This is a genomic window from Enterococcus sp. PF1-24 (genome assembly GCF_029893325.1).
GTDB lineage: Bacteria > Bacillota > Bacilli > Lactobacillales > Enterococcaceae > HY326.
The window spans coordinates 109,550-128,071 of sequence record NZ_JARXWL010000006.1; the positions used below are offsets into that span (position 1 = coordinate 109,550).

Genomic DNA, 18,522 nt, shown 5'->3' on the forward strand with positions numbered 1-18,522 from the left:
AGTAATGAGGAAGTTAGCGATTATTAGTGATTTGCATGCTGATATTAATCAGCTACAAGAAGCTGAATTATTATTGTTGGTGGAAGTTTTACAGGATCAGGCGGTTACTCATGTGCATTTAGCTGGCGATACCGCCAATCATTTGCAGCAATTATTGGAAATCGTGATGTTTTTGGAGCAACAAGCTTTTACGGTGACTTACAATTTTGGGAATCACGAAATGCCTAGTTTAGCTGGTGAGGAAGAGATTGAAGGTTTTGCTGATGCTAACTTTTTGAATCAACGCTGGTTACCGCTAAATGAAAAGCAAGTGTTGCTGTCAATCAACGGCTGGTACGATTATAGTTTCGCGCTTGAAAAAGATCCTGCTAAAATTTTGCGAACTAAAAATGTATATTGGTATGATCGCTCGATTCAACGAAGTGGCAGTGATCCGCAAGTGGAAGCAAGAATTTTGGCAGAGTTAACGGTTAATTTAACGAAATTAGCCGCTGCTAAAAAACAAGTGATTTTAGCCACCCATTTTGTACCGAAAAAAGAATTTATTGTTTATCAAACGGGGAAATATCAGCGCTGGAATCAGTTAAATGCTTTTTTAGGTTCTGAAAAATTAGGGGCTGTGCTAGATCAATTCAATCATGTACAACAAGTCATTTTCGGGCACACTCATCGCCGTTTTGAAGATAAACTGATTCACGGTACCCGTTATAGTTGTCGGCCTTTTGGTTATTATTATGAATGGCAATTAACGCGAGATTTTGTATTAAAAAATCATTTAGTTGAAAAATATAATCCGTTAAAAATTCGGACGATTTTAAAAAATAATCAAGCCGCGTTTCAAACTTATCGGAAAAAACATTTGAAAGCTGAGTTTGCCCAAGGTATGACTTTGATTGAGTATTAATAAAAATAGCGAATACCGCCAAGTTTTAAAATTGGGGGGATTCGCTATTTTTTTATTAAAATAAGAAAGTTGCCAGCAGGATTAAAACAACTCCACCGACTGAAAAAATACCAGCTAAACCTAACAAAATAGGTTTGATAGAGACTGATTCTCGTCGCTCATCTCTTAGTGAGGCAGTCTTTTTATGCTCTTTGCTAGGAAATGCTAAGGAAGCTAGTGCCAAAACGATGCCGATAATTAGGAAAATAATCCCAATAAGATTCTTTTTGCAGAACTCTTTAACGCTAGTAAAAGTATTCAGCAAACGATATCTTGGATCGTTTGCCATTTCAGGATTATTAGCAACTTGTGCTGCCACTTCGGATTTATGATAAGCTAAAGCAGCTGGTTCAATTGTTCCAGCGACAATTTCTGGTGAATTCGCTAAAACCACTTGACCATCTTTTAAAGCCAACTCAGGCTTAGCATCTTTTTTTACAACAGCAGAAAAAGGTTGATCTAAATAAATTGTTTCATCAGCAATTTTATGTTCACCCACAGGTAAAATTTCTTGAAACTCATACTCGGCAAATACTTTTTCTAATAAAGCATTGCCAAAAGGATGCCGATAATATTCTCCTTGTTGATCTGACCAATCACCTACCCCTAAAATAACTTCAATCAAACGGGTTTCACCACGTTTGGCTGTAGCGATGTAGTTAAAGGCAGCCGCTGAGCTAGAACCAGTTTTTAGACCATCTACACCTTCGATTCCGTAAGCAGCACCAGGTAATGAATAGTTATAAGTTTCAAAATGCTCTTCATAAGGTGTTCCTGCCATCACGGTAACTTCTGGTTTACTAGTAAAATCTAAAATTTGCGGATAACGATTAATTAAATGAAAAGTCATGGTTGCTAAGTCACGAGCAGTCGATTGGTTAGTGGCATGGATATCATAGCCATCAGGGTTATAATAATCTGCAAAATTATCAGCAGAAGCACCACTACAATTGTTGAAATAAGTATTTAACATTCCTAACTCTACCGCTTTTTCATTCATACGACGGACAAAACCAGTTGCATCGTTTTCTGATAAATAATTGGCAATCATCACAGTTGCGGCATTTGAAGAAGGCACCACAATCATCGTTAATAACTCATGAACCGGGTATTCAACACCATTGACGATATTATTATTACTAATTTCATAAATATCAGCAATCGCTTCATCAGTTTCTGAAGCGGTAATAGTTGTATCTAAAGATAATTTACCTGCAGCAATATCTTCAAATAGTAGAAAAACAGTCATCATTTTTGAGATACTAGCTGGATCTCGGGGCATATCAGGTTCTTGCGCCCAAAGGATTTGGCCATTGTTGCCATCAATAATAATAGAAGATTGCGGTTTATTAATTTCTAGGACGTCAGTATAGCCAGCATCCTGAGTAATTTTCATAATATCATCTTCAGCGTCAACGAAAGAGCCGAAGCCAAATAGAAAACTGGTTAAGATAATAATTGAGAAAAATCCTTGTATCTTTTTCAAAAGAACACCCTTTCATTCAAATGCTAAATTATTATTGCTTCCATTTTATCATAAATTGCCTGACAAATTAATACTATTGAAAAAATTGCCCCAAAGTTCCGCAAGCAGATTTCTTTTTTTGCAGAATTGACTGTGTTAAAGTGAAATTAAGCAAGCAGAGTAATTGAGAAAATTCACTGAAATCTTAAAAAATGAATCTCAATAATCAATCTTTTATTCTCAATTAGTTGTTGTTAACTAACAATAACTGAGAATTATTATTTTTTACGAAAAAGGGTGGTTTTCAATGGAAATATTTTCATTTTTTTAGAAATGGTTATTGACATTTGGTGAGTTTTTTATAATAATTATTAACAGAGAGTTATTAAATTTAAATTATTGGAGGAATTATTATGTCATTAGTAGGAAAAGAAGTCGAAGCTTTTACAGCAAATGCTTATCATAACGGTGAATTTATTGAGGTAAGTTCAGAAGATTTTAAAGGAAAATGGAACGTAGTTTGTTTTTACCCAGCAGATTTTACTTTTGTTTGTCCAACTGAGCTTGAAGATTTACAAGGTCAATATGCAACATTAAAAGATTTAGGAGTTGAAGTTTATTCTGTTTCAACAGATACTCATTTCACTCATAAAGCTTGGCATGATCATTCAGATGCAATTAGCACAATTGAATATATTATGATTGGTGATCCATCACAAAAAATTTCACGTATCTTTGATGTGTTAGATGAAGAATCTGGCTTAGCTGGTCGTGGCACTTTCATTATTGACCCAGATGGCGTAGTTCAAAGCATTGAAATCAACGCAGATGGCATTGGCCGTGATGCTAGTATTTTAGTGAATAAAATTAAAGCTGCTAAATATGTTCGCAATCATCCAGGGGAAGTTTGCCCTGCTAAATGGAAAGAAGGCGAAGAAACGCTTAAACCTAGCTTAGACTTAGTCGGCAAAATCTAAAACATATTTTAAAGGGATGGGCCTTACAAATGTCCATCCCTTTAATTAAAAAAATAGTAATCACGGTGGAAATTTCCGTGGATTTTTCATAAAGAAGGAGTAGTTATATGGCATTAGAAGCAGATATTAAAGGTCAATTGGCTCAATATCTTGAATTATTAGAGCAAGATATTGTTCTTGAAATAAGTTTAGATAGTAGCGAAAACTCTAATAAAATGAAAGAATTTGTGGCAGAAATTGCTGCCATGTCAGCAAAAATTAGTATGCAAGAAGTGCAATTAGCACGTACCCCAAGTTTTCAAGTAACCCAACCTAATCAACAATCAGGCGTGGTTTTCGCAGGGATTCCTTTAGGTCATGAATTTACGTCATTAGTATTGGCTTTACTGCAAGTAAGTGGTCGTCCACCGAAAATTGAAAATGACTTAGTAGCGCAAATTAAAAAAATTGATAAAAAATTAGCTTTTGAAACTTATGTTAGTTTAACTTGTCATAACTGTCCGGATGTCGTGCAAGCTTTAAATATTATGAGTGTTTTAAATCCTAATATCTCACATACCATGATTGAAGGTGGGATGTTTAAAGAAGAAGTTGAAGCCAACGAAATTATGGCTGTTCCTGCTGTTTTCTTAAATGGCGAGTTCTTTGAAAGTGGTCGAACTACTTTAGAAGATATTTTAGCGAAAGTTGGCGAAGTTGCGGATCCAACAGAATTTACTGAAAAAGAACCTTTTGATGTGTTAGTTATCGGTGGCGGACCAGCGGGTTCAAGTGCGGCTATTTACGCTGCCCGCAAAGGTATTCGCACAGGTTTGCTGGCGGAAACTTTTGGCGGTCAAGTGATGGAAACGCTGGGGATTGAAAACATTATCGGTACCAAATATACAGAAGGCCCTAAATTTATGGCTTCTGTAGAAGAGCATGTCAATGAATATCCAGTTGATGTGATGAAAGCCCAAAAAGTTGTTACCCTTGAAAAGAAAGATTTCATTGAAGCTACTTTAGAAAATGGTGGCGTCCTAAAAAGTAAAACCGTTGTGTTAGCTTTAGGTGCTCGCTGGCGAGATATCGGCGTACCTGGCGAAAAAGAATTTAAAACTAAAGGTGTGGCTTATTGTCCCCATTGTGACGGGCCGTTGTTTGCTGGCAAAGAAGTTGCGGTTGTCGGTGGCGGAAACTCTGGGATTGAAGCAGCAATTGATTTAGCTGGTATTGTGAAACACGTAACGGTTTTAGAATTTTTACCAGAATTAAAAGCCGATCAAGTATTACAAGAACGCGTTGCGGCTTTACCAAATGTTACCGTGTTAAAAAATGTTCAAACAAAAGAAATCACAGGTGATACTAAAGTAAATGGCTTAACCTATATTGACCGGGAAACCAATCAAGAAACCCATATTGATTTAGCCGGTGTCTTTATTCAAATTGGTTTAGTACCAAATACAGCTTGGTTAGGCGATACTTTAGAGAAAACTCGCATGGGTGAACTTGTCGTCAACAAACATGGTGAAACAAGTCTTCCAGGCGTTTTTGCGGCAGGGGATTGTACCGATAGTGCTTATAAACAAATTATTATCTCTATGGGTTCAGGGGCGACTGCAGCTTTAGGTGCTTTCGATTACTTGATTAGAAATAAATAATTCATGACTGATATCATATGAAGGGAACTTTTAAAGTTGGCTTCATATGATTTTTTTGTTTGCTTCGCTTTTCTTATCATCTATTAAGATTTATTGTGAGTTTTGCTATTTTTTGATGATTAACAAGTTTTCGATTTATAAAAAGTGCTAGAATATTTTATAAAGGGTTAATCAGTTAGATGATTGGAGGATTTGTTTGTTGTTGATAAAAATACTTTTAACGTTGGTGGTTGGTTTATTAGGCAGCTTGATTGCAAGAAGAATGCGTTTGCCAGCAGCTTTTATGACTGGGAGCATGATTGCAGTGGCAGTTTTTTCTATGGTTACTGGGGAAATGTATATGCCGCGAACTATGAAGATTTTTGCACAAATTGTCAGCGGAGCATATATTGGTCAGCAAGTTTCTAAAGCTGATTTGCTGAATTTTCCTAAATTAGCTAAAGCGATTGCGTTGTTAATGCTCTTTTTTACTATTAATACTTTTGCTATGGGTTGGCTATTTAGTAAATTTTTTCATTTGGATCAAATCACAGCTTTGCTATCTTGCTTGCCAGGGGGAATTATGGATGTTTCCTTAATCAGTATTGATATGGGGGCTCAAGCTGAAATTGTCGCAACTATGCAATTAGCTCGTTTAGTGGGAATGTTAATTATTTTACCGTACTGGATTCAGTTTTTATTGAAGAGATTTCAAAAGAATCAAGACTCGGAAACAAGTGAAAAGCCAGTGGAAAATGAACTGCAGAAAAAAATCCCTTTTGGTGTGCAACGACAATGGGCGAATAATTTGTTGATTTTATTAGTCTCATCATTAGGTGGCTTGTTAGGATTATTTATAGGGATACCAGCCGGAACGTTAATCTTTGCATTACTCTTCTCTTGTGCTTTGAAAATCACAAAAAATACTGCGCCGTTATCAAATTATATTCGTTTTGTCGCTCAGATTTTTGCTGGTTCAATTATTGGCTGTACTTTTAATCAAGATAGTCTAGCGCAATTAGGTAAATTGATAGTTCCAGCTTGTTTATTGTTAGCGAGTTATTTAGTTATTAATGTGTTGTTTGGTTTTATTGTCTATAAACGAGGTATTTTAGATTTGAAATCAGCGCTATTTGCTTCTTCACCCGCTGGTGCTACCGATATTTCCTTAATTGCTGGTGAGTTAGGTGGCGATATGCCGAAAATCGCAGGGATTCAAATTTGCCGGACGTTATATACAGTAATTGTTTTGCCTAATTTAATTCGTTTGTTTTTGAGTTTTTAATTCAATAATAGAAAAAAATCCAACTTTTCATTGAATGGGTGGGATTTTTTTATGGATTTTACTAGAAGATAGAACAAGCCGTTCAGTTTTTCAATTTTAGAATTCGTTTTCTTTTTCGTAATATTTCAGTTATTTTGTAATATAACATTTGTCTTTAAATGATAAGATTTTAAAATTTGCCATTTTTTATTGCAAATCGTTATTTTTTAACAGTAGTAATACACTGGTATATTAATGTTTGAACTCTTTAATTACAGTTTGTAATGAAATTTTTTGGGATGTAAAGAATTGTCATCAACCTTTTACCTATGAAATATTCTTTGGTGTTAAAGTAAGTATCGTTGTTAAAACAAATACTTATTTCTAAAATGCGTTTCACAGAGAAACGAGAATATTCAACATTTTAGAAAAATCAACAAGGAGCGTAATTGATTATGAAGACAATAAAATTTTTAATAGGAACATTAACTCTAGCAGGTGTTAGTTTATGGATGGGTACAAATCAAGCGGAAGCAGCGACTGCTTATAAAGTAAACAGTGGTGATACCTTATCTTCGATTGCTGAAAGATATTTTGATAACTCAATTGATGGCATTAATCAGATTGCCGCAAACAATCAAATTGCTGATGTGAACTTAATTTATGTGGGTCAAGAATTATTGATTCCGGCAGAAGGTGAAGTAATTACAACTTCACAACCACAAGTAAATGATGTTGTAGTTAATGTAGTAACAAATGAAACACCAGCAGTTGTTGAAGAAAGCCCAGTGGTTACAACAAGTGGCTCTGATGCTGAAGCGAAAGAATGGATTGCCATGAAAGAATCTGGTGGCTCTTACACAGCAGTCAACGGTCAATATTATGGTCGTTATCAGTTGACTGATTCATATTTAGGTGGCGATTATTCAGCAGAAAATCAAGAACGGGTGGCTGACGCTTATGTAGCAGGGCGTTATGGTTCATGGAGTGCAGCGCAAGATTTTTGGTTAGCTAACGGCTGGTATTAAAAAAGTAGTTATTAAAAAACAAGGTTAGAGATTTTTCTCTAACCTTGTTTTTTTGTTGCGTAGCAAGCTCTGGCAATTTTATTGGCAGCGGGTTTATATTGAATTGCTAATTGTTGAAGTAAATTTTCAAAAGCAACTTTGCCTGTTGCGGCATCGCTGACTTCCATTTCTAATTCATAATCGTGATTTTCTGCATACCAGCTTTCATCAATCGCCAGCAAACCGTCAGCTAACGGCACTTCAGCTCGTTTAGTAGTTAACTGAGCGAGAATTTTTAATTGGTCAGCCGCCACATTGAGTTGGGCTAATTTAGCGACCACCACACCTGTTGTTAAAAATTGTTGTTGAGCAATTAATTCATTGGCTGCTGTTAAGGTTAATTCATCGTTAGTTTCCAACAAACCCGTAGCTAATGGTGTTTTTAAAGTAGCTTCTGCTTTGGTAGGATAAAGACGAATCCGCAACCCAGCCCCTAATTTTTGTAAAGCATTGTCAGAAGTATCATAATAAACATTGGTTTGTTGGAAAAAATCAGCTTCCTTCACTTGAAAATGCTGACAAACTCTTTGATATTCAGTTTCTGTTAGTAAAGTTTTAAATTCGATTTCAATATTTTCAGACAAGGGAATTCTCCTTTTTGATGAGTTGTAGAATAGTTTATGTAATCCAGCTATATGGTTTTATGCATTGCACGGGTGCAGAACCAGCCGTTCCGCTTTTTCTATTTTCCAACAAGATTTTTTTTTCGTCAAGTTTTTAGGAAAAGTTGTTTGAAGTGGGTGTTAGTTTAGTGGTTAATTGCGCTTGCTTTATGGTAAAATAAAACAGTGTGCTATGCTGTCGTTTTTGTGAGTTTTTAAAAATTGACAGACAGCTAGTTAAAGTAGAAAAACATCGTTTTTCTACCAATTATTAAATAAATCAACTGAAAAAGGAAACTTTTTCAGTATTTAATCAAGGATGAGATAAGTATGGAGAGAGATTGGAATCTTTTTTTAGCACCTTATGAACAAGTGGTTTCTGAGTTGAAAGTTAAATTGCGCGGGATTCGTAAGCAATATCGCGAGCAAAATGGCCATGTACCGATTGAATTTGTTACGGGGCGAGTGAAGCCGGTTGATAGTATTTTAGCGAAAGCTAAATTGCGGGGGCTTTCAGTGGAGCGCTTAGAAGAAGAAATGTCGGATATTGCCGGTTTAAGAATTATGTGCCAATTTGTTGATGATATTCATCAAGTGGTGCAAATTCTCCGCAATCGCAAAGATATGAAAGTCATTCAAGAACGAGATTACATTACTAATAAAAAAGAAAGTGGCTATCGCTCGTATCATTTGGTGATTGAATATCCGGTACAATTAGTGACGGGTGAAAAGAAAATTTTAGCGGAAATTCAAATTCGGACTTTAGCGATGAATTTTTGGGCAACGATTGAACACTCGCTAAATTATAAATATCAGGGAGTTTTCCCGGAACAAATGAGTGAACGTCTGCAAAGAGCAGCTGAAGCGGCTTATCAATTAGATGAAGAGATGTCAAATATTCGTGAAGAGATTCAAGAAGCCCAACGTTTGTTTTCTCACGGGAAAAAACGGCAGTATTATCAGCAACAAAATCCTAAGCCAGAAGAAAGGACCTGAATATGAAAGTTGCAATTGTTCATAATCAAGGAGAAAAATCACAACAAGTCGCTCAAGAATTAAAGACGCTCTTGGCAGCTGCTAAAATTGAAATTGATGAAGTGCAACCAGAATTAGTGATTTCCATTGGGGGCGATGGCACGCTGTTATCAGCCTTTCATCATTATAGCGATCAATTAAATGAAGTCAGTTTTTTAGGCGTCCATACTGGTCATTTAGGCTTTTATACGGATTGGCGAGATTATGAATTGGCGGAATTGGTCGATAGTTTAAATAATGATCGGGAAAAAAGTGTTAGCTATCCATTATTAGATGTGGTTATTCGCTATAGCGATGGTAAAGCTGATGATCATTTTTTAGCTTTAAATGAATCAACAATTCGTCATGGCATTCATACAATGGTAGCAGATGTATATATAAAAGAAGATTTGTTTGAACGTTTTAGAGGTGATGGCTTATCTATTTCAACGCCTACTGGTTCAACGGCTTATAATAAGAGTATTGGTGGGGCAGTCTTGCACCCTAGTATCAATGCTTTTCAGTTAACGGAAATTGCTTCTTTAAACAATCGCGTTTTCCGAACGCTAGGTTCGCCAGTTGTGGTAGCCGATACTGAATGGGTAGAAATTCGCGTGAAGGATTTGGAAAATTATTTAGTAACGGTGGATCAATTAGAAATTCGCGAAGAAAATATTCAATCAATTTACTATCGGATTGCTAAAGAGCGGATTCATTTTGCTTCCTATCGTCATACCCATTTTTGGCAGCGGGTTAAAGATGCCTTTATTGGGGAAAGTTAGCATGGAGTTTACTTGGATTTATCAAAAAGCAGAATCACAATTACTGCGAAATTTTTTAAAAGAACAAGGAATGTCAAAAGGTTTATTGGCAAAAGTTAAATTTCAAGGTGGCAAAATTTTTGTTAATCAGCAAGAAGAAAATGTCTTGTTTTCTTTGCAAGCAAATGATAAGGTAACAGTTGTGATTCCTGATGAAGGGGAGCATGAAACCTTATTGCTGGATGAAACGCCCATCGAAATTGTTTTTGAAGATGAACATGTTTTAGTGGTGAATAAACCAGCGGGAATTTCTTCTATTCCCGCTCAATATCATCCTAACGGTACAATGGCTAATCGCGTGAAAGCTTATTATAAAAAGCAAAATTACGTCAATCAAGTGATTCATGTGGTGACTCGTTTAGATCGCGATACTTCTGGTTTGATGCTTTTTGCAAAACACGGCTTTGCCCATGCCAAATTAGATGTACAACTGCGGCAAAAGCAATTTATCAAAAAATATCAAGCTTTAGTTACTGATGAAATGCAGCAACTGGAAGCTCACGGCGAAATTAATTTGCCGATCGGTCGGGATTTAACTTCTTTATTAAAACGTCAAATTATAGATACTGGTAAACAAGCCATTACTGAATACTGGTTATTACAACGCAAAGGAAATACGGCGTTAGTAGATATTCAATTGCATACTGGCCGAACCCATCAAATTCGGGTTCATTTTGCAGCGCTCTCTTGTCCGTTATTAGGAGATGAGCTGTATGAGGGAGATTTACAACAAGGAATTACCCGCCAAGCCTTACATTGCTATTATTTATCTTTTAAGCATCCTTTTACAAATGAAAAACTAGCTTTTCAATTACCTTTAGCTACGGATATGGCGGAGATAGTTAAAAAGTTAACAGATTAAAGCTGAGGTGAAGATTGATGGACGAAACTGAAGAATTGCAGGAGCAGTTTGAACGATTACTGACTGATTTAAGAGAGAATAATATTCAGGAGTTTAGGGAACGTTTTTTAGGACTGCACATTTACGAGCAAGGACAATTCTATCAATCATTAACTAAAGAAGATCGTCAACTAATGTATACTTATTTATCTCCGAAAGAATTAGCCGATATGTTTGATGTGATTGAAGAAGATAATGAAAACATGAAAGATTATCTATCGGAAATGCGGCCTAATTATGCAGCTGATATGCTTTCGGAAATGTTTACCGATAACGCGGTGGATTTATTAAACACTTTAGGCAAAAAGCAAATTGCTAAATTTTTAAGTTTAATGAATAGCGAATCTGCTAGCGAAATTAAAGAACTTTTGCATTATGAAGATGATACAGCCGGTTCTTTAATGACAACGGAATATGTTTCTATCGTTGCTAACCAAACCGTTCGTTCCGCTATGTATGTATTAAAAAATGAAGCTACCGTGGCGGAAACGATTTATTATGTTTACGTGGTGGATACCGATAATCAGCTAGTGGGGGTTATTTCTTTACGGGATTTAATTGTCAATGAAGATGATGCGATGGTCGCAGACATCATGAGTGAACGGGTTTTATCTGTTCATGTAGGCGATGACCAAGAAGATGTCGCGCAAACTTTCCGGGATTACGATTTCTTAGCATTACCCGTAACGGATTATGACGACCATCTATTAGGGATTGTGACTGTCGATGATATCATTGATGTTATTGATGACGAAGCGGCCAGTGATTATTCTGGTTTGGCAGGGGTTAACGTTGAAGAAATTAGTGAAAATCCTGTGCGAGCAGCCAGTCGCCGTTTGCCATGGTTAATTACTTTGCTATTTTTAGGAATGATTACCGCAAGTTTAATTAGTCATTATGAAAGCTTAGTGAGTGAAGCCAGTATTTTAGCGGTTTTTATTTCTTTGATTACCGGCACCGCCGGCAATGCCGGCACGCAATCTTTAGCGGTGGCAGTGCGGCGCTTAGCGGTTTCTGATGAGAAAAATAATTTCTTTAAACTTGTGATAAGTGAAGTAATCACTGGTTTAGTGACAGGTTTAGTGACGGGGCTGACGATTTTAATAATTGTTGGAATTTGGAAACAAGATTTTATTTTAGGTTTTGTCATTGGTATGGCGATGTTAGGGGCGATTACGGTGGCAAATTTAGCGGGGAGTTTAATTCCGGTTTTAATGGATAAACTTGGCTTTGATCCAGCGGTTGCCAGTGGCCCTTTTATTACAACTTTAAGTGATTTAACCAGTGTTTTAATTTATTTCAATATTGCTAGCTTATTTATGAGTTACTTTATTGGGAAATAATTTGTTTGTAAAGCTATCTCTGAAAAGAGATGGCTTTTTGAAGCGATAAGAATATATTTAAAGCAAAGGAGAAGTTATGATGAAAGTAATTGTGATTGGTTGTCCTGGTGCGGGGAAAAGCACTTTTTCACGGAAGTTAAGAGAGCAGACTGATATGCCTTTACATTATTTGGATAGGTTATGGCATAACGATGATCGAACAACTGTCTCTGAAGCAGAATTTGATCAAGACTTAACAGCAATTTTACAACAAGAAAATTGGATTCTTGATGGTAACTATCTGCGCACCCTTGAACTTCGCTTGCAAGCCTGTGATACAGTTTTCTTTTTAGATTATCCTGTAGAAGTTTGCCTTGCTGGCGTAGAAACCCGGATTGGTAAAGACCGCGAAGATCTTCCCTGGGTAGAAACGGAATTTGAAGCAGAATTTAAACAATGGATTCTTGATTTTGCCAAAGATCAAAGACCACAAATTTGTCAGCTGTTGGATAAGTATCAAGCAACTAAAAATATTTTCATTTTCAAAACAAGAGAAGCAGCAACAGCTTATTTAAATGCTGACAAAAAATAAAAAGGAAAAACATGACAGTTTAAGGTCATGTTTTTTCTTTTTATTGGGGCGTTGAACAAGCTCATTGCGCTTTTACTATTGTCTAGCTGCGAGCGTTTGCACCACTCGATAAAGTGAAAAAGAAATTCGCGATATAAAGCATCGCTATAATTTATTTTTGCACTTTACTCGGGAGTTGAACAAGCTCACTTCGCTTTTAATACAAAAATTTACCCCTTAGCTGAAAGGGCTAAGGGGCGAAAGGAGTAAAAATGAAAAAGTGTTTAAGGGTTTGTTTGTTGGTATGTATCTACTATAGGCCAGATACCTTAAGGCAAACATAAGAAAGTATGTCCATTTTGTGAAAAAAGGTTAAGAAAGTTTTAAGACAACTCTTCTTTTGCTTTAGCTAGCGCTTGTTTAATTTGCTCAAATCCTGTGCCGCCTAATGAATTTCGGCGTTGCACCGCGGTTCTTGAAGCTAAGGCTTGATAAATATCGCTTTCAATTAGCGGTGTAATGGCTTGATATTCAATTAAAGGAATATCTTGTAAATAAGTGCCTTTTTTCGTGCAATCTAAAACTAACTTACCAACCACTTCATGAGCTTGACGGAATGGCATGCCTTTTGTTGCTAAATAGTCAGCTAATTCAGTAGCGTTTGAAAAGTCTTTTTCAGTTGCTTGTTCCATTCGTTCGGTATTAATTTTCATAGAAGCAATCATACCAGCCATAATTTCTAAACTAGTTAAAATGGTTTCAGCGGAATCAAACATGCCTTCTTTATCTTCTTGGAAATCTTTATTATAAGCTAAGGGCAGACCTTTCATAACAGTTAATAAACCAAATAAATTACCGTAAACCCGGCCTGTTTTACCGCGAATTAATTCTGCCATGTCAGGATTTTTTTTCTGAGGCATAATCGAACTGCCGGTTGAAAAGGTATCCGTTAATTCTACAAATTGAAATTCATAACTACACCACAAAATGATTTCTTCGCAAAAACGTGAAAGATGCATCATTAACAGAGATGCGTTACTTAAAAATTCTAAAATGAAATCACGATCACTAACGCCATCTAAGCTGTTTTCGTAAATTTTAGCAAAACCTAATTCCTTTGCCGCAAATTCACGGTCAATTGGGAAAGTGGTGCCAGCTAAGGCGGCAGAACCTAAAGGCGAAATATCAATTCTGCTTAAACTTTCTGTAAAACGAGCTTTATCCCGGGCTAACATGCCATAATAAGCCAATAAATGATGGGCAAAAGAAATTGGCTGGGCATGCTGCATATGAGTATAACCGGGCATGATCGTTTCAACATTGGCTTCCGCTTGTTGAAGTAAAACTTTTTGGAAATCGGCAATTTTTTCAATTACTTGTTGGACGATTTCTTTTAAATATAAATGCATATCTGTCGCTACTTGGTCATTACGGCTACGAGCGGTATGCAATTTACCAGCAACGGGTCCAATTTCTTCGTGTAAGTATTTTTCGATATTTAAATGAATATCTTCGTTTTCAATGGTAAAAGTTAGTTCACCATTAGCTAATTTTTCCGCAAGGATATTTAAACCCGCTGTAATGGTGGCACCTTCATCTTCAGTAATGATGCCAGTAGCAGCTAACATTTTTACGTGAGCCAAACTGCCAATAATATCTTGTTTGGCCAGTTTTTGATCAAAAGAAATGGAAGCGCCAAAAGCGTCAATCCAAGCTTCATTTTTGCCATCAAAACGGCCACCCCAAAGTTTTGCCATAAATTAATTACTCCTTCATTTTACGAAATACCAAATAGCTGGTCTCCTGTTCGTTAACAACCATTTGTTTTTGTGCTATTTTTTTAATTGACTTTGAACTTCTGCATGAACTTTTGTTGGTAAGCCCCAAAGTTTAATGAAACCAACGGCAGCGGCTTGATCAAAGGTATCAGCTGAAGTATAAGTTGCCAGATTTTCATCGTAAAGGCTGTTGGCTGATTTCCGTCCTTCAACAATACAATGACCTTTAAATAATTGAACTCTAATCACGCCGTTGACATATTGTTGCGTAGATTTTAAAAAGGCGATTAAGGCATCAGTTAAGGGATTAAACCATAAGCCATCATAAATGATTTGACTTAGTTGTTGTTCGATAATTGGTTTGAAATGGGCCATTTCACGTACGAAAGTTAAATCTTCTAGCGCTTTATGAGCGGTGATTAAAGTAACAGCACCGGGACATTCATAAACTTCCCGAGATTTAATGCCAACTAAACGATTTTCGATATGATCAATTCTACCAACCCCGTGTTTACCTGCCAGTACATTAATCTCCTGAATTAGTGGGTATAGCGCTTGTTTTTCACCGTTCAAGGCTACCGGAACGCCAGCTTCAAAAGTAATTTCAATAATATCTGGCGTATTTGGCGTGTCTGCTAATTCGGCAGTTAATTCATAAGCGCCTTTTGGTGGTGTTGCCCAAGGATCTTCTAAAGCACCACACTCACAAGCACGCCCCCATAAATTTTGATCAATTGAATAAGGATTATCTAAATTTGCAGGAATTGGCACACCTTTTTCTTTAGCGTAAGCAATTTCTTCTTCCCGCGACCATTTCCACTCTCTGACAGGTGCGATAACTTTTAAATTAGGATCTAAAGCAGCGATAGCTACTTCAAAACGAACTTGATCGTTGCCTTTACCAGTACAACCGTGAGCAATCGTGGTGGCGCCAGTTTTATGGGCTAATTCAACCAATTTTTTTGAAATCAAAGGACGTGAAAGGGCAGAAACTAAAGGATACGTTCCTTCATAATAAGTATGGCCTTGTAAAGCAATCAAAGCAAAGTCTTCAGCAAATTCAGCTTTTGCATCAATGGCATAAGATTCGCTAGCGCCAACAGTTAAAGCTTTCTCCTTAATAAAATCCATTTCTTTGCCTTCACCGATATCTAAACAGCAAGCGACGACATCATAACCTTCATCTACTAACCATTTAATTGAAACCGAAGTATCCAAACCACCAGAATAAGCTAAAATAATTTTTTCTTTCATAATTAAAGACTCCTTATGTGTTTTATTCATAATAAAAGTATAAAAACTTATTTTTTTGCATAAGATTTTTGTTGTTTTTATCTTATCATTGTTTTTATACGGAATCAAGTTGTTTTGTAAATAAATATACACAAAATGAATAAAATGTTTTTGCGGTAGGTAATAAGCGGGATTGAGGGCAACAAAAAAGCTGCAGAGGTTAAGCTGCAGCTTTTGAAATTAAGCTTTAATCGCTAGTTTTTTCTTGAGTTTTGTATAGGCCCAAATGCTGATTAATGAGAATAAAATCATTAAAGCACCTGAAACAGCAAACCAAAAGGCGATACCTTTTTTATCAGAAACTGGTCCAGCAATTAATAAACCAATCGGCATAGAAGCCGACATGACGCTACCAAATAACGAGAAAACCCGCCCTAATTTTTCTTGGGGAACATTTTCTTGAAGATAAGCGTTGAAAGGAATATTGTATAAATTTCCAAATCCGCCCATTAAACAACTCATAACAACGAATAAACCAAAGCCCCAATGGTTACTTGGTGCTAAGCCGCTAACTAAAACGGTAATTGCTAAGCCTAAATTCCCTACTTGAGCCGCCCATAATTTATCTTTCCAATTCGTTTTCAAGCCAATAATAAAAGCACCAGCCATCATACCAACCGCATAAGCAAATTCAAGCAAGCTAGCGAACCAAGCGGACATTGAAAAATGAACATTGGTCATTAAAGGAAATAGTGAAGCTAGCGGAAAGAAGAAAATCATTGTGAAAAATGAAAAAATAGTCACTGTTAATAGTGGCTTGTTTTCTTTGAAGACCGCTAAGCCCTCTTTTAACTCTTGTAAATAATGGGCACTTGTATTTTGCTTTGCCGGATTAGGGATCGGAATAATACACAAGCTGACAGAAGCAACTAAGGCACCAAGTAAATCAGTTAATAAAATCATCCATAGTGGTAAGGCCGCATACATAGCCGCGCCAATGACTGGCCCTAACATAAAGGCCCCTGATTGTAAAAATTGACTCCAGCTATTGGCCTTGATTAATTGTTCTTCAGGCACCAATACCGGCACAATCGCTTGGATGGAAGGGGTGTGAAAAACATTAGCTAATGATCTTAAGAAAATCACGGCAATCACCGCTGTATAACTAGGTTTTCCTAAAAGAAACCATAAGGATAAAACTAAAGCCATTACCCCCATAAATAAATCTGCGGCAATTACAACATTTTTTCGTTTTAAGCGATCTAACCAAACGCCCACAAAAGGACCTAAGAGCATTTGAGGTAAGAAAGCGAATAAACCCGCTAACGATAGCATCATTGCTGATTTTGACTCATTGGTTAACCACCAAATTAAAGCAAATTGTACAGCTGAACTACCGATTAATGAAACAGTTTGACCAGCTAAAATTGTAAAGTATTTCTTTTTCCATTGTTGAACCATCTTTTTCTCCTTTAGTGTTGATTGCTCTTGGATTTTATCTTATAAAGTAGCAATCATTATTTCCCACTAAATTCAAAAGGGGGTGTTTGAATTGTGGGATTACCTTGCTGAAACAACCTCAGTTTTCAAACGCATACTAGCGCACATAAAAAATCCCTCCTCTTATTTTATTCATCCAGTAAATGTAAGTTAGCTACGAGAGCTAACGCAACTTGCTAATCTTTCCGAAGAAAAATTAATCTGGATAGTTAATTTTGACATTTTAAGCGGTTGTGCAACATTCTTTTTAGTAAATGAGTTGACAGCCGATTTTAATAAATGTTAAAAGTTCTCTTTCAGTATAGCAGATAGTCTTAAAAAGAAATAAAAAAATTTCGTTTTTGGGTATTACTTTCTTTTTTTGCGATTTATCTTCAAAAATCTATAAAAATTAGCGATAAAAAGATATTCATTTCCCGAAATAGAAGAGTTTTTCATTTTTTTATCCACTTGTTGAAATTATTGAAATAAACTGTACAATTGCGATAATAAGACGATTGTTTTTTTCCTGAGTAAGCAAAAAAAGAGTGATATAGCAAGCTTCTATTGTTTAAAAAATAACGAATATTATGTTTTTGATTAACACTGGAATTAGACTTTTAGCGTCGTTTTTGGGGCTTGAAATCAAAATAAATTTTAAAAAAAGTGAAAAATGCTATAAAATTTAAATATAGAAAGAGACACAAAGAAAATAAAGGAGGAAATAATAAAATGTTGAATCAGAAAGAAGATAAATCGCAAAAATTTCTTTATTTCCTTTTTTATAGAAAGTAATTGAAATTTTGATTATTGTTGTTTATTACTATTGAAGATTTAGCACCGATTCTTATAAAGATAATTCTTTGACGGTTCAGTGATAAAATATAGAAAGTGAGGAATTTGTTATGATTTCATTATATACGACACCTAGTTGCACATCTTGTCGGAAAGCGAAAGCTTGGTTGCGAGAACATGATTTACAGTTTAAAGAAAGAAATATTTTTGCTAATCCCTTGAAAAAAGATGAGTTGATTGCGATTTTAAAATTATGTGAAAATGGAACAGAAGACATTATTTCTACACGCTCAAAAATTTATCAAAAATTAAATTTGAAATTTGATGAAATAACATTAGAGGAATTAGTTGATTTGATGGAAAAACATCCTGACTTATTACGTCGACCTTTAATTGTTGAAGGTCAAAAACTGCAAATTGGTTATAATGAAGATGATATTCGCCGTTTTATTCCTAGAGATGTTCGCAATGCCAAATTTATTGAAAAACGCAAACAATTATTCTTTATCAATTATCAACAGGAACTTGTCAAAGCTAAATAATTCTTTTAGTGACAAATGATAAATGAGAAGAAAGTAAAAGGGGCTGTGACAAAAGTCTCTAACAAAAAACGCATGAAATAACGAAAAATCGTTCATTTCATGCGTTTTTTCTAGTAAAATAAAAAAGAA

The 18,522-nt window shown here is 35.8% G+C and carries 16 protein-coding genes; 11 read left to right on the forward strand and 5 right to left on the reverse strand.

Going from position 1 to position 18,522, the window contains the following annotated elements:
* The first annotated feature begins 4 nt into the window (after positions 1 to 4).
* Positions 5 to 904 carry a metallophosphoesterase gene (locus M2139_RS04380; RefSeq protein ID WP_280737512.1) on the forward strand — a complete coding sequence of 300 codons (900 nt, stop codon included), beginning with the start codon at positions 5 to 7 and terminating at the stop codon, positions 902 to 904.
* Between the two features lie 55 nt (positions 905 to 959).
* Here M2139_RS04380 and M2139_RS04385 read toward each other — a convergent pair whose 3' ends face one another.
* Positions 960 to 2,429, reverse strand: coding sequence for a serine hydrolase (locus tag M2139_RS04385; protein ID WP_280737511.1), 1,470 nt, complete (start codon positions 2,427 to 2,429; stop codon positions 960 to 962).
* 392 nt (positions 2,430 to 2,821) lie between these two features.
* Here M2139_RS04385 and ahpC point away from each other — a divergent pair, with 392 nt between their 5' ends.
* The 4 genes from ahpC (at position 2,822) to M2139_RS04405 (ending at position 7,296) form a co-directional block, all read left to right on the forward strand.
* Positions 2,822 to 3,385: an alkyl hydroperoxide reductase subunit C gene (ahpC, locus tag M2139_RS04390; protein WP_280737510.1), complete on the forward strand. Its 564-nt coding sequence runs from the start codon at positions 2,822 to 2,824 to the stop codon at positions 3,383 to 3,385.
* Between the two features lie 107 nt (positions 3,386 to 3,492).
* On the forward strand, positions 3,493 to 5,025 hold the full coding sequence (gene ahpF, locus M2139_RS04395; RefSeq protein ID WP_280737509.1) for an alkyl hydroperoxide reductase subunit F: 1,533 nt from the start codon (positions 3,493 to 3,495) through the stop codon (positions 5,023 to 5,025).
* A gap of 202 nt (positions 5,026 to 5,227) precedes the next feature.
* Positions 5,228 to 6,289, forward strand: coding sequence for an AbrB family transcriptional regulator (locus tag M2139_RS04400; protein WP_280737608.1), 1,062 nt, complete (start codon positions 5,228 to 5,230; stop codon positions 6,287 to 6,289).
* Between the two features lie 434 nt (positions 6,290 to 6,723).
* Positions 6,724 to 7,296: a LysM peptidoglycan-binding domain-containing protein gene (locus M2139_RS04405; RefSeq protein ID WP_280737508.1), complete on the forward strand. Its 573-nt coding sequence runs from the start codon at positions 6,724 to 6,726 to the stop codon at positions 7,294 to 7,296.
* A gap of 38 nt (positions 7,297 to 7,334) precedes the next feature.
* Here the strand turns inward: M2139_RS04405 and M2139_RS04410 are convergent, their stop codons facing one another.
* Positions 7,335 to 7,919, reverse strand: coding sequence for a CYTH domain-containing protein (locus M2139_RS04410; RefSeq protein ID WP_280737507.1), 585 nt, complete (start codon positions 7,917 to 7,919; stop codon positions 7,335 to 7,337).
* 348 nt (positions 7,920 to 8,267) lie between these two features.
* Here M2139_RS04410 and M2139_RS04415 point away from each other — a divergent pair, with 348 nt between their 5' ends.
* From M2139_RS04415 to M2139_RS04435, 5 genes are all read left to right on the forward strand, one after another.
* Positions 8,268 to 8,933 carry a GTP pyrophosphokinase family protein gene (locus M2139_RS04415; RefSeq protein ID WP_280737506.1) on the forward strand — a complete coding sequence of 222 codons (666 nt, stop codon included), beginning with the start codon at positions 8,268 to 8,270 and terminating at the stop codon, positions 8,931 to 8,933.
* Positions 8,934 to 8,935: 2 nt separating this feature from the next.
* Positions 8,936 to 9,733, forward strand: a complete 798-nt coding sequence (locus M2139_RS04420; protein WP_280737505.1) for an NAD kinase — start codon at positions 8,936 to 8,938, stop codon at positions 9,731 to 9,733.
* 1 nt (position 9,734) lies between these two features.
* Complete coding sequence (locus M2139_RS04425) at positions 9,735 to 10,634, forward strand: RluA family pseudouridine synthase (protein WP_280737504.1); 900 nt, start codon at positions 9,735 to 9,737, stop codon at positions 10,632 to 10,634.
* 17 nt (positions 10,635 to 10,651) lie between these two features.
* Entirely contained in the window at positions 10,652 to 12,016 is a 1,365-nt protein-coding gene (gene mgtE / locus M2139_RS04430) for a magnesium transporter (RefSeq protein ID WP_280737503.1), read from the forward strand.
* Between the two features lie 76 nt (positions 12,017 to 12,092).
* Positions 12,093 to 12,587, forward strand: coding sequence for an adenylate kinase (locus tag M2139_RS04435; protein WP_280737502.1), 495 nt, complete (start codon positions 12,093 to 12,095; stop codon positions 12,585 to 12,587).
* A gap of 362 nt (positions 12,588 to 12,949) precedes the next feature.
* Here M2139_RS04435 and argH read toward each other — a convergent pair whose 3' ends face one another.
* From argH to M2139_RS04450, 3 genes are all read right to left on the reverse strand, one after another.
* Positions 12,950 to 14,323, reverse strand: a complete 1,374-nt coding sequence (argH, locus tag M2139_RS04440; RefSeq protein ID WP_280737501.1) for an argininosuccinate lyase — start codon at positions 14,321 to 14,323, stop codon at positions 12,950 to 12,952.
* Between the two features lie 75 nt (positions 14,324 to 14,398).
* Complete coding sequence (locus tag M2139_RS04445) at positions 14,399 to 15,598, reverse strand: argininosuccinate synthase (RefSeq protein WP_280737500.1); 1,200 nt, start codon at positions 15,596 to 15,598, stop codon at positions 14,399 to 14,401.
* Positions 15,599 to 15,817: 219 nt separating this feature from the next.
* Positions 15,818 to 17,038, reverse strand: coding sequence for an MFS transporter (locus M2139_RS04450; RefSeq protein ID WP_280737499.1), 1,221 nt, complete (start codon positions 17,036 to 17,038; stop codon positions 15,818 to 15,820).
* 923 nt (positions 17,039 to 17,961) lie between these two features.
* Here M2139_RS04450 and spx point away from each other — a divergent pair.
* Positions 17,962 to 18,393 carry a transcriptional regulator Spx gene (gene spx, locus M2139_RS04455; protein WP_280737498.1) on the forward strand — a complete coding sequence of 144 codons (432 nt, stop codon included), beginning with the start codon at positions 17,962 to 17,964 and terminating at the stop codon, positions 18,391 to 18,393.
* Positions 18,394 to 18,522: the final 129 nt, after the last annotated feature.